Raw genomic sequence first — 12,215 nt, 5'->3', positions numbered from 1 at the left:
TATCAATTCGAAGGGGAATATCTGCAGCCTGACTCTGCCGGCCGCTTATTGCGATAAAGAGGCGTATGACCGATTAACGAACCCAGGAAAAATGATTGACGACTGGAGCCTCAGCGGTACAACGGAGCAGGCCCGCCTCCAGGACTGGATGGCGTGTGGGGGATCGTCGGGCGGGCAGTATGGACTTGTCCCGTTGCCGAACGGAAGGCGTCGAACATCGGAGCAGTCTAATGCTGAATCGAAAGCGGAGTTTTACAGCATTCAGCGTTGCATGTTGCGGAAGAAGTACGAATATATTGGTCGATGTCTTGACAACGAAATATCCCGTGCACACCCGGCATGCCGTGCTCGAGCGGGCGAGCCGTGGGAGTAATGTATGGGTTGGGGAATTGCTGGTAGCTAGTTGTCAAAAGGTGATATTGGTGAGGTGTCGTGCGCAGTCGAAGAGAGCGGTCCTAGCCGTCTTAGGCCGGAGGGACCTCAAACCAACTCCTCAGTAAAAAACCTCTCCCTCAACTCCGGCAACCCAATTCGATCCAGAATTTCATGCAATCTCTCCGCAGGCTTGCGCCGCGGCAGGTTCTTGTATTGCGCGATGATCAGTTCATTTTTCATCGAGTGTTCCCACCCAACGAGCTCCGTGACGCTGACTTGATACCCATGGGCTTCGAGTTGCAGACAACGCAGCACGTTGGTGACTTGACTGCCAAACTCCCGAGTATGCAGCGGATGGCGCCAGATTTCAGCCAGCGGATCCGCTAGTGCGCGGGCTTTATTCTTGCGTAGGGCGGCGGCGACTTCGGCTTGGCAGCAGGGGACGACCACGATGTATTTGGCTTGTTTGGCCAATGCAAAATGAATAGCGTCATCGGTCGCGGTATTACAGGCGTGCAGCGCCGTGACGATATCTATTTTCTCGGGCAATTGATCCGAGGTAATGGAATCTGCGACCGACAGATTCAGGAATGACATTCCGCCGAACCCCAATCGCTGGGCCAGCGCCTTGGACGACTCGACCAGCTCTGCACGTGTCTCGATGCCATAGACGTGCGATTGATCGTGTAATGTCTTGAAAAACAGGTCGTACAGGATAAAACCCAGATAGGACTTGCCCGCGCCATGATCGACCAGGGTGACTGCGTCGCGTTCTTTCTTGACGTCTTGCAGCAGCGGCTCGATGAACTGGAACAGGTGATAGACCTGTTTTAGCTTGCGGCGGCTGTCCTGGTTCATCTTGCCGTCGCGCGTCAGGATATGCAGTTCCTTGAGCAGTTCGACGGATTGACCGGGGCGGATTTCGGGAGCAGGGGACATCGGGAAAAGGCGTGCTGACAGGGCGTGGAATACGTCAGTTTACTGAAAATCGGTCATTGCCCGCAGGGGCGTTTGAGTATTGGGGCTGCCCTCAATGAAAATGCGGCACACCGCGATGTGCCGCATTCTGTCTTTACCAGAGGAATGCCTGCGTCACTGCGCCGGGAATACGGGTTCCCCCAGATTCAGCATCAACCGATTCGCCCAGGCAAAAATCGCATCCGAATGCAGCAGATCCAGCACGTCTGCATCGTTCAGCCCCGCGTCTTTCAGCGCCTTGATATCAGCAGCGGAAATCTCGCCGGGCCGCTCGGTGAGGTCGATCGAGAACTTCGCGATAGCCTGCTCGCGCGGCGTGGTGCCAGCAGTATGCGGGTTGTCGAAAACTTGCTCGATGACGGCGTCTTGTTTGGCCAGTTGCGTGTAGCGTTGGGCGTGCACCGAGGCGCAATACACGCAGCCATTGATGCGCGAGACTACGGTGGCGCCCAGCTCGCGTTCCGCGCGTGGCATGCCGCCGGGGGCGTACATGATGGCATTGAACGCCGCAGAGCGTTGGCGCAGGATTTCTGGTTGATGGATCAAGAACAGGTAGTAGTCAGAGACCTTGGCCTGGGGATGGCTTTCCTCGAGGACGGCGATTTGCTCGGGGGTCGCGGTCTCGACGTCGACGATGTCCAGCCACGCATCCCAGCCCAGGGTCTCGTTGGTGAAACCATGCGATTTGATGATGCGGCTCATGCGGATTCCTCCAGGGCTTTCATGGCTTTCAGACCGGCGACCAGGCGCACTTGATATGACAGAAAGGCGATCAGTTGCGACAGCGTGACGACTTCGGGCGTTGACAGGCCAGCTTGCGGCAGCGTCAGCAGGGCGTCGCGGTCACCTTCGACGGGCTTTTCGATCAGCTTGCGGGTAAAGGTCAATACGGCAGCCAGGCGCGGCGTGGGCGCATTGCCGGGCTCGCCTTGTTCGGCCAGCTCAATCAGCGAATTCTCGGCGCCTGCAGCCTGCAGTTGTTCGCGGTAGTGTGCGGCGAGCTCGGCCGAGGGCGTCAGACGGCTGGCATACAGTGCGACCAGGAGGCGCTCGACCAGCGACAGGCCCGGTAATTCAGGGGCGAACAACGTGTCATAGCTACCCTGAGTCGCGGCGGCGACCTTGGCCCGTTGATGACGGGTTTCGTAGGTTTTGCTGCCCGGGGTCAGGCCAGCCAGGCGATCTACCAAGTCATTGGCGGGATCGTAGGTTTTCGATGCTTGTGTTTCCATGTGTCGACCTCCTGGAATTACTTTTTCGCGGCAACGGTAGCGTCGTCGATGGCGGCGGCGACTGCGTTGGCGGCCTTGATCACTGGTGCGGCTTTGGCGCTAGCCTTGCCGGCGGTACCACTGGCGCGGGCTGCGACTGCGTCGCGCAGGAACGCCAGCACACCGGGCCATGATTCGGCATCGGCGCGCGCATTCGGGCTGGGGCTGCCGCCACTGGTGCTGATGCGGCCCGAGACGGGGTGCGCATAGACCAGCTGTGTCGTGGGAACATACGGGAACAGGATCGTGTGACCGCCGCCCTCGTAGTCCAGCCATTGCACGGGATAAGGATGATTGGCCTCGCGTAGCGAATCGCGCACCATGCGCGAGTAAAGCGTCGATGGCCAAGAGCCGTCTTCAGTGCCCGACAGCAGCATGACAGGGCCTTGGATGCGCTCGACCGGAATGCGTGCGCGTGCGACGGCCTCCGGGTCTTGCAGCGCGGTCAGTATGGCCTTTTCATGACGATGGGGGGCGGGGCCTTCGTCAAAAGGCGCCCAGGTCGCAGTGCGATTGCCTTCCCAGACATGGGGTACGGGTTTGCCGCCCAGCAGCCAGGTGGGGCCTTCGCGGCCGATTTTCGGGTCGCAGGCATTCTGGCCGCTGTGCACCACGGCGCCGGGCACATAAGCCACCACGGCCGAGACGGCCTCGGGGAATGCGGCGCCCAACAGCAGCACGAGTTCGCCGCCACGGGATTGTCCACTGATGGCGACAAAATCATGGGCGGGTTTCAGCTCACGGCGTATCCAGTCCATGCCAGTCTGGAAATATTCGAGCGGCGTGTTCGAAATATAGTCCGACAAGCCAGGCGCTTTGAAATACGCCAACGACAGCGCCGCGTAGCCGCGCGACGCATACAGCGCGGCCCGCGGCTCGTTGAAGCCGCCGCCAGAGCCATTCAGAATCATGACGGCAGGGTGAGGTCCGGGACCGGGCGGCAAATACAGCACGCCGACCAGCCCGTCCTCGCGCACCTCGCGGCGAGTCACGCCGTCGGCGGCCAGGCGTTGCACCAATTCACCACCTAGGCTGACGTCCGTACCGCGCACACTGATTTGCGTCACCAGGGGCTCGGTTACCGGCGTATTGAACACATTACGGCTGGCGCTCTCCGGGGCCTGGGACCAGATCAGTCCCATCGGGCTGACCTCGTCATAGCTGCCAGAACCCGCCACCGGTGCGTCACGCGTCAGATCGACGATGCCGTTTTCGTCGGCACGAAACTGCGCCTGGCTGGTCCAGGCTACGGCGTCGCGAACGGTGCGCGTCGATATCTCGACCACTTGTCCCGGCGTCAGCTTTTCCACACGAATCTGACGCGGCACATCGATCAGGTCATCGACAGGAGAGATACTAAGCGTCGCTTGGCTCATTTCGCGTCGACCTTGGTGACCATTTGCGCAGCGGTGCGATCGCTGGTCATGGGCGTGACTTTCAGGCCTTTACGCGTGGCCCAGATGTTCTTGTAGTGGTACAGCGGAATGATGCCCACGTCTTCGGACACGATCTTGACCGAGTCGCGCAGGATGGCTTCGCGTTTGGCGACATCAAATTCCGAGGTGGCCTTGACCAGGTCCGCGTCGACTTTGGGATTGCTGTAGTAACCCCAGTTCGAGGCACCCAGGCCTTTCTCGGGCGATACGCTGGCCAGGATGTTGACCAGGGCGTAGCTGGCTTCGCCGGTGCCGTTGCCCCATGCCAGCATGGTCATGGCATATTCATTTTTGCGCGCGCGGCTCGAATATACGGCCCACGGCATGACTTCAACCTTGGTCTTGACGCCGATACGGGTCCAGAACTGCGCGACAGCCTGGGCCGTCTCGGGACCTTGCGGGTAGCGGTCGTTCGGTACATGCATCGTCAGGTTGAAGCCGTCCGGATAACCCGCCTCGGCCAGCAGTTCCTTGGCTTTCTTCGCGTCGTACGGAATGTCCTTGACGTCGGGGTTATAGCCAAAGGTGTCCTTCGGCATCCATTGATTGGCCTCGGTCGCCGCGTCTTGCAGGATGCGGTCTACGATCGCCTTGCGGTTGATCGCCAGATTCAGCGCCTCGCGAACCTTGAGGTCCAGCAACGGGTTCTTCGGTAGTGGTTTACCGGCGTTGTCGGTGATGTACGGGTTTGCCGCCGAGTTGAAACTGGGCTGCAGCAGCATGACACGCAGACCGTCATACGGATAGACGCTGACGTTGGGGGCTTGCTTCAACTTCGCCAGGTCCGACACCGAGACTTTGTCGATCACGTCCACATCGCCAGCCAACAGGGCAGCGGTACGCGAGGCGGCGTTGTTGATGTAGCGGTAGTTGACCTTTTCCCAGAGCTGTTTCTCGCCCCAGTAACCGTCGTTGCGTTCCATGATGACGCGGTCGCCAGGCGTGTATGAGACGAACTTGTAGGGGCCGGTGCCGACCATGGCCTTGCCCGAGTTGTAGTCCTCGGTCGCGGATTTTTCACCAACGTGTTTACTGACGACGTGGATCGATGCCAGATTCAGCGGCAGATCGGGGTTCGGCGCTTTCGTCTTGACGATGAACGTCAAGGGGTCAGGAGCCTCCATCGACTCGATGGTGCGCAGGTAGCCGGCATAGGTTGCCACGCTGCCCGGCACGTTGCGCGCGCGGGTATACGAGTAAATCAGATCGTCGGCGGTAAACGGCTGGCCGTCTTGCCATTTCACGTTGGGACGCAGTTTGAATTCCCAGGTTTTGTCATCGAGCGGTTTCCAGCTCAGTGCCAGGCCTGGCTGCAGTTTGTTCCACTTGTTTTCGACCAGCAGGTCCCAAAAATGCAGTGCTACCGAGCGGTCGCCCGCATGGTTGTTGAGCTGGGGATCGAGCGAGGAGAGGGGGTCGGCAAAGCCGATGCTCAGGTCTTCGGCCATCGCGCCGGCCGACAGGCCCATCAGAGCAGAGGTTAACGTGGTCAGGATCAGACGCTTCATGGTTGCAGTTCCGTGTATTAATGTTGAGCCAACGGCTGACGGGATGATTATTTCCCGTCGTTCAAGTGACAGGCGCTCATATGGTTAATGGCGATGCCTTTGAGCGTCGGGACTTCGGTTTTGCAGCGAGGCATCGCATGCGGACATCGCGGATGAAAATGACAGCCGGAGGGCGGATTCAGCGGACTGGGAATTTCGCCCTGGATGGCGGTAAAGGTTTTATGGCGCGCGTTCATGCGCGGGATTTCGGCCAGCAGCGCCTGGGTGTAGGGATGGTTCGCACGGCGAAAGACGTCTTCGGCCGGCGCGCTTTCGACGACGCGTCCCAGGTACATGATGACGACACGATCGGACAGATGTTCTACTACGCCCAGATCGTGGCTGATGAACAGATAGGTCAGGTTGAGTTCTTCACGCAGATCCATGAACAGGTTCAGGATCTGTGCCTGGATCGAGACATCCAGCGCCGCGACGGCTTCGTCGCAGATCAGCATCGAGGGCTGCACGGCGAGGGCGCGTGCGATGCCGATGCGTTGGCGTTGACCGCCGCTGAATTGGTGCGGATAGCGTTGACGCAACGCGGGGTCCAGTCCAGCACGCTGCATTTGCGCACTGACATAGTCATCCATCTCTGCGCGGCTGGTCAGTCCGTGGATCAGGGCTGCTTCGCCGACGATCTGGTCTACGCGCAGGCGCGGGTTCAGGCTGGCATATGGATCCTGAAAAATCAGCTGAGCTTTCAGGCGCGCGCGGTGGGCCTGTTGGGCATTCATCTGATGACGCGGCATACCATCAAACCAGACCTCGCCGGCGGACGGCGGCATCAGCCCAGCTGCCATGCGGCCCAGCGTGGATTTACCGCAGCCGGACTCGCCAACCAGGCCGACGACTTCGCCGGGACGCACGATCAGATCGACACCATCGACGGCATGCGTGATGGACGGCGGGCGCGATAGACGCAGTTGTTGCAGTACGCGTTCGGTTTTCCCGATCTTGCGTTCGCCAAAGCGTTTGCTGACTTGGCGCAGTTCAATCATCGGCGTCTGTGCGGAGGAGGCCGTATTCATGCGACCTCCGCAGCGGTGAGGGTTGGGTAAAAACAGCGCACCAGGCGTTCCGAAACGGGTTGAGTCAATTCAGGGCGTTCACTACAGGCCGAGCCCGCACGCGGGCAGCGGGCCGCGAATGCACAGCCGGCGGGCAGGTCCAGCAGATTCGGCGTCATGCCGGGGATCTGGCGCAGCCGCTGGCCACGCAGATTGTTGCCCGGCAAACTGCCGATCAATCCGGCGGTATAGGGATGCAGCGGGGCGTCGAGCACATCGTCAACACGTCCGTGTTCGACAATGCGCCCGGCATACATGACTGCGACCTCATCCGCCAGGCCGGCGACCACCGACAGGTCATGGGTGATCCAGATCAGGCTCGTGCCGTGCAGGCGCGCGAGCTTTTGCACCTCTGACAGAATCTGGGCCTGAATGGTGACGTCGAGCGCGGTAGTGGGCTCGTCCGCGATGATCAGGTCAGGACGATGCAGCAGCGCAATCGCAATGGCGACGCGTTGGCGCATGCCGCCCGACAATTGATGCGGATAGGCCCGCAGCCGGTCTTCCGGGCTGGGAATTCCCATCATGCCCAGCGTGTCGCGCGCCAGTTCGCGCGCTTGCGCCTTGGACATGTTGTTGTGGGCACGTACCGCCTCGATCATTTGTGCATCGACCCGCAGGACCGGGTTGAGCGTCATCATCGGATCTTGAAAAATCATCGCGATACGATTGCCCTGCAGCTTGCGCAACTCGCGTGGCGACAGCTGGGTCAGATCACGTCCCTGGAACAAAATCTCGCCGCCCACGATGCGGCCCGGGGCGTCCACGAGCCCCATGATCGAGAAACCCGTGACGGATTTGCCTGATCCGGATTCGCCAACCAGGCCGAGGATGCGGCCACGTTCCAATTTGAACGAGACGCCATCGACAGCAGGCAAGACACCCGCGCGGGTGAAAAAATGTGTGCGTAGATCACGCACTTCCAAGGTGGCCGGGCCACCAGCAGAGTGGTGCGCAGCCGTCATTTGTGGGTCCTCGGATTCAACACATCGCGCAGGCGGTCACCGACCAGATTGATGGCCACGATAGTGATCAGCAAGGCAATGCCAGGATAAAAACTAATCCAATAGTCACCAGACAGCATGTATTGGAAACCAGTCGAAATCAGCAGGCCCAGCGAGGGCTCCGTGACGGGAACGCCCAGGCCCAGAAAGCTGAGTGTGGCCTCCAGCGTGATGGCGCGCGCAATTTGCAAAGTGCCGATCACAATCAGCGGCGGCAGACAGTTGGGCAGGATGTGCTTGATCATGATGCGCCAACTGGGGATGTCCAGGCAGCGCGCAGCCTCGACGTATTCGCGGCGACGCTCGACCAGCGCCTGTCCGCGTGCGGTGCGCGCATAGTAGGCCCATTCCAAGATCACCAGGGTCAACACCACGTTGCTGACGCCTTTACCCAGGTAGGCCAGGATCATCATGGCCACCAGGATCGAGGGGAATGACAGCAACAGGTCGACGACGCGCATGATCAGCGTATCGACGCGTCCACCTGCGTACGCAGCCAGCAGGCCAAGCAGGGTGCCGAGTATGCCCGCTATCAATGCCGAGCCTATGCCCACCATCAGACTGATGCGCAGCCCGTACAAAATGCCGGAATACAAATCCCGGCCTTGGCCGTCCGTACCCAGCAAATAGGTAAAGGTGCCCATGCCGTTTTCCGAACCGGGCGGCAGGCGCGCATCCAGCACGTCGAGTTGCAGGAGGTCGTAGGGATTTTGTGGCGTAATCCACGGGGCCAGGATCGCGGCCAGGATCAGCAGGGTCGCAACGACCAGGCCGAATACCGCGATCTTGGACGAGAAAAACTCTGCCAGATTGCGGCGCCATGGCGATTCTTGACGCAAGGGGGCGATAGCCGTGCTCATTGCGCAGCCTCCGCGTCGAGGCGAACTCGAGGATCCAACAGCTTGTACAAAATATCGACGATTAAATTCAGGGTGACAAACAGGCAGACAATCACGACCAGATACGACACGATCACGGGACGGTCCAATGCATTGATGCTGTCCAGAATCAGTTTTCCAGCGCCGGGCCACGAGAAAATACTTTCCGTCACGACAGCGAATGCAATGGTCGACCCTAGCTCCAGGCCCAGCACGGTGACCAAGGGGATGAGCGTATTGCGCAGCACGTGCACACAGACCACGCGCACCGGTGACAGGCCTTTGGCGCGGGCGAATTTTACGTGGTCCAGCGGCAGCACCTCGCGTACGCCGGCACGAGTCAGGCGAATGACGAGGGAAATTTTGAACAGCGACAGATTGACCGCGGGCAGAATCAGATGGCGCAGCCCGTCGGCAGTGAGCCAGGACCATTGAGCGCCCAGAAATTCCACCGTACTGCCGCGGCCGCTCGCCGGCAGCCAGCCCAGCGAAACGCTGAACGCCATGATCAACATCAGGCCGACCCAAAAGGTCGGCAAGGAAAAACCGACGATGCTGCCTGCCATCAGAAAACGCGAGATCGGGTTTTCGGGATACAGGCCCGCGAACAAACCGAGCGGCACGCCGATCACGACGGCCAGAAAAAGCGCCGCAAATGCCAGCTCCAAGGTCGCCGGCATACGGTCCAGAATCAATTCAATGGCCGGGATGTTATAGACAAAGCTATTGCCCAGATTGCCGTGCAGGGCGCCACTCAAAAAGCTCAGATACTGACGCCAGAGAGGTTGATCCAGCCCCATCTGCGCAATGATGCGTGCGCGCTCGACCTGATCGACATCCTGGCCAATCAGGATATCGATCGGGTTGCCGATGGCATGCAGGCCGACAAAGACGATCAACGTCATCAACAGCACGACCACCAACGCCTGGGCCAGGCGGCGAAAAAGCCAGACAATCATTGAACCGGCTCCTGTACGCCTGGGGCAGGCACCCATTCGTCGCCAAAGACTTCAGGCTCGGCGTACGCCTGGATATTGGCGTAATGCGTTTCGACGTCTTCGCGATAAAACAGTCCCGCCATGCCTTGTGCGAGCCGTTTGGCGCCGTCGCTGATCGCGGGGATATCGCCCGATACGGTACCGTGGGTCAATGCAGCCGGATACGAAAAACAATGCACGCGGTCCAGGCCGGGACAGCCGCCGGGTGTTTTTTCTTGCAACTCGAACGCCGCACCCAAGTCGGGGGAGTCGGTGAGTTCCTGGTCTTCTTGTCCCGCTGCCGGGGTGTAACGATCGCCCCAGGCACGGACGTGCGGCGCCAGTGCGGCGAATTCCGGACGCACGGTCCAGTCGATACGAAAGCCCGTCGAGCACACGAGGAAATCCAGTACGAACACGCCTTTGGGCGTGGTGACATGGATCTCGTCGCCGACCATCGCGACGTCCAGAATCGGACAGCTCAGATTGAAGCGGGCATTCGGATGACGCGAGACACGCAGTGTGCTGCCGCGAGGCGGCGGCACTTGTTGCGTATTGATGTAGTGGCGGATACGCCATTTCCATTCGTCGGGCAAACTCAGGTGTCCGTGGACCAGGCCGGCATTGCCGGAACCTTTGCCCTTGTTCACGCGCGGAATGTCATCGCGGCGAATCAACAGATCGACGCTGGCCGCGCCGGCCTCCAGGGCAGTCGCTGCGCTATCCATGGCCGAGGCGCCCGCGCCGATCACGCCGACGCGCTTGCCCGCGAGAGCGGTGTAGTCAGTCGTATCCGATGAATGCGCCCAACGGTCGCGTGGCAGTTTGTGAGCAAAGGCCGGCACATACGCGCCGCCCAGGCCATCACGCCCAGTGGCCAGCACGACACGGCGTGCCAGTACTGTTTGCGGTCCAGCAGGCGAGGCGATGTCCAATTGCACGACGCCATCCGCGCGGGGACGCACAGCCTGCACGTGATGCTGATTGCGGATATCCAGTCCCAGCACGCGACGGTACCAACGCAGATAATCCATCCATTGCAGACGGGGAATCTTGTCCAGGGCCTCCCAGGCCTCGGCACCGAACTGAGCCTCGAACCAGGCGCGGAACGTCAGGGCAGGCAAGCCGAGCGCGGGGCCGGTGAGTTGCTTGGGGGAACGCAGCGTTTCCATACGCGCCGTGGTGGCCCAGGGGCCTTCGTATCCTTCGGGGGCGCGATCAAAAATCGGTGCGTCGATTCCGACATGATTCAACGCCGCCGATGCAGCCATACCCGCCATTCCGCCACCGATGATCGCCACATCCAAGACGGATTGGCCGTCGATAGTGCGCGAAGGCATCCACCGTTTGGCAGGAAGCTCTAACCAGGCCAGGTCTTGGCGCAGGCGCGCCTCCAATGCGGCGAGGCCCAGTTGTGGGCTGTCGACAGAGAGAGTCATGAGAGTCATGATGCAGAAGAATCCATAACAGGAGTGGTTTCGCCGTAGATCGAATGCAGCAATGCGCCATGCTCGCTCGCCTCGTGACGCACAAAACCGGGCAATAGCTGCGCAGCGGTTTCGGCCAAGGCATCGGCAACTGCCTGCACTGCGGGCAGGGAGGGCTGCGATTGCGGCGTGATCACGCCGAAGAAAAACGGGATGTCGATATCCAGCGTCCGGATCGCCACGCCATCGACGGGCAGGCCGTAGACGGTGATGGGCTCCAGTACCGCCAGACCGAGGCCGGCGCGTACGGCGGCGAGCGCGTTGACGGACGAGTTGGTTTCGATCAGGCCGGGTGCCCTGCGCCCTTGGTTTGCCAAAGCCTGATCCAGACGCCGGCGCAAGCGGTATGGGTTGGCCATGGTAATCAGGCGTCGGCCAATCAGGTCATCGATAGATAAAGACGGTTGCGCAGCCAGCGGATCGTTCGCCGGCAGGGCGACGATACAGGGGGCCTGGCCAATCCAATGCACGGTCAGGCCCCGGTGCTCCAATGGCAAACTGGTCGCGCCGAGTTGCGCTGCGCCGGTCAGCACATCGTGCAGCACGCGTTCGGGCGACATGCTGCGCAGTTGAACGCGAGCGGTGGCTATGCGGCCTTCGATGGATTTCAGTGCGGCAGGCAATAGGCCTGTCGCCAGCGCTGAGGTGGCAGCCAACCGGAGAGGGCGATCATCGCCGCGGGCGATTTCCTCGGCACGTTGGCGGATCTGTTTCAAGCCGACCAGTGCACGTTCGACATCGTCATAAAGCAGGAACCCCTGTTCAGTCGGGGTTACGCGCGGGCCATTGCGGGCAAACAGCGCATAGCCGACTTCGGCCTCCAGCTCCTGGATCGAACGGGTGATGACCGGCTGCGAACGGCCGAGCAGACGCCCGGCAGCGGTCACGCTACCGGTAGACATGACGGCCGCAAAGGCCTCCAGTTGCCGTAATTCCATCGTTTTGCTTTATGCCAAAACAGAATTTTGAAGCCATCAGTATGCGACATACAAATAATTAAATGGCATAAGCAAATTCCCTAATGCGGGTTTTCTCCTGCTTGTTAATAATTTCTCGTTATATTAGGGGCTTGCGCCACTTCTTCTATGTGGCCTGTCGTCCACCGTTGGGTTTTGGGGTAAGGCTCGCAGGCGGCAAACGCTAGATATAACGTCTCTCTTCTGAATGGTTACACTCAATTGTCCAGACCAGGAGG

Annotated in this window: 9 protein-coding genes and 1 pseudogene; all 10 read right to left on the bottom strand. The window is 60.3% G+C overall.

All coding sequences use genetic code 11. From position 1 onward, the window contains the following. Positions 1-480: 480 nt before the first annotated feature. On the bottom strand, positions 481-1,314 hold the full coding sequence (locus ACYVI2_RS03570) for a class I SAM-dependent methyltransferase (protein ID WP_415817835.1): 834 nt from the start codon (positions 1,312-1,314) through the stop codon (positions 481-483). 153 nt (positions 1,315-1,467) lie between these two features. Beyond that, positions 1,468-2,585, bottom strand: a pseudogene (locus tag ACYVI2_RS03565) (CMD domain protein). A gap of 17 nt (positions 2,586-2,602) precedes the next feature. Then, positions 2,603-4,000: an acyl-CoA thioester hydrolase/BAAT C-terminal domain-containing protein gene (locus ACYVI2_RS03560; RefSeq protein WP_415817837.1), complete on the bottom strand. Its 1,398-nt coding sequence runs from the start codon at positions 3,998-4,000 to the stop codon at positions 2,603-2,605. Continuing rightward, positions 3,997-5,568, bottom strand: coding sequence for an ABC transporter substrate-binding protein (locus tag ACYVI2_RS03555; protein ID WP_415817839.1), 1,572 nt, complete (start codon positions 5,566-5,568; stop codon positions 3,997-3,999). Before ACYVI2_RS03555 ends, ACYVI2_RS03560 begins: the two co-directional genes overlap by 4 nt. A gap of 47 nt (positions 5,569-5,615) precedes the next feature. Continuing rightward, positions 5,616-6,635: an ABC transporter ATP-binding protein gene (locus ACYVI2_RS03550; RefSeq protein WP_415817841.1), complete on the bottom strand. Its 1,020-nt coding sequence runs from the start codon at positions 6,633-6,635 to the stop codon at positions 5,616-5,618. Then, positions 6,632-7,639, bottom strand: a complete 1,008-nt coding sequence (locus tag ACYVI2_RS03545; protein WP_415817843.1) for an ABC transporter ATP-binding protein — start codon at positions 7,637-7,639, stop codon at positions 6,632-6,634. Before ACYVI2_RS03545 ends, ACYVI2_RS03550 begins: the two co-directional genes overlap by 4 nt. After that, positions 7,636-8,538 (bottom strand): ABC transporter permease, encoded by a 903-nt coding sequence (locus ACYVI2_RS03540; protein ID WP_415817845.1) that lies wholly within the window; start codon positions 8,536-8,538, stop codon positions 7,636-7,638. The genes ACYVI2_RS03545 and ACYVI2_RS03540 overlap by 4 nt, the downstream gene beginning before the upstream one ends. Further along, complete coding sequence (locus ACYVI2_RS03535) at positions 8,535-9,515, bottom strand: ABC transporter permease (protein WP_415817847.1); 981 nt, start codon at positions 9,513-9,515, stop codon at positions 8,535-8,537. The genes ACYVI2_RS03540 and ACYVI2_RS03535 overlap by 4 nt, the downstream gene beginning before the upstream one ends. Further along, positions 9,512-10,981: an NAD(P)-binding domain-containing protein gene (locus ACYVI2_RS03530; protein ID WP_415817849.1), complete on the bottom strand. Its 1,470-nt coding sequence runs from the start codon at positions 10,979-10,981 to the stop codon at positions 9,512-9,514. The genes ACYVI2_RS03535 and ACYVI2_RS03530 overlap by 4 nt, the downstream gene beginning before the upstream one ends. Further along, on the bottom strand, positions 10,978-11,958 hold the full coding sequence (locus tag ACYVI2_RS03525) for a LysR family transcriptional regulator (RefSeq protein ID WP_415817851.1): 981 nt from the start codon (positions 11,956-11,958) through the stop codon (positions 10,978-10,980). Before ACYVI2_RS03525 ends, ACYVI2_RS03530 begins: the two co-directional genes overlap by 4 nt. Positions 11,959-12,215: the final 257 nt, after the last annotated feature.

The sequence above is a fragment of the Bordetella tumbae genome, from assembly GCF_054780995.1.
Note: the sequence above shows the minus strand (reverse complement) of the source record. Positions and strands in the feature narration are given on the sequence as shown.

Bases quoted from the DNA above. Each gene is read 5' to 3' on its own strand.
- ACYVI2_RS03535 (WP_415817847.1), bottom strand. From the start codon at position 9,515: ATGATTGTCTGGCTTTTTCGCCGCCTGGCCCAGGCGTTGGTGGTCGTG.
- ACYVI2_RS03540 (WP_415817845.1), bottom strand. From the start codon at position 8,538: ATGAGCACGGCTATCGCCCCCTTGCGTCAAGAATCGCCATGGCGCCGC.
- ACYVI2_RS03530 (WP_415817849.1), bottom strand. From the start codon at position 10,981: ATGACTCTCATGACTCTCTCTGTCGACAGCCCACAACTGGGCCTCGCC.
- ACYVI2_RS03555 (WP_415817839.1), bottom strand. From the start codon at position 5,568: ATGAAGCGTCTGATCCTGACCACGTTAACCTCTGCTCTGATGGGCCTG.
- ACYVI2_RS03570 (WP_415817835.1), bottom strand. From the start codon at position 1,314: ATGTCCCCTGCTCCCGAAATCCGCCCCGGTCAATCCGTCGAACTGCTC.
- ACYVI2_RS03525 (WP_415817851.1), bottom strand. From the start codon at position 11,958: ATGGAATTACGGCAACTGGAGGCCTTTGCGGCCGTCATGTCTACCGGT.
- ACYVI2_RS03545 (WP_415817843.1), bottom strand. From the start codon at position 7,639: ATGACGGCTGCGCACCACTCTGCTGGTGGCCCGGCCACCTTGGAAGTG.
- ACYVI2_RS03550 (WP_415817841.1), bottom strand. From the start codon at position 6,635: ATGAATACGGCCTCCTCCGCACAGACGCCGATGATTGAACTGCGCCAA.
- ACYVI2_RS03560 (WP_415817837.1), bottom strand. From the start codon at position 4,000: ATGAGCCAAGCGACGCTTAGTATCTCTCCTGTCGATGACCTGATCGAT.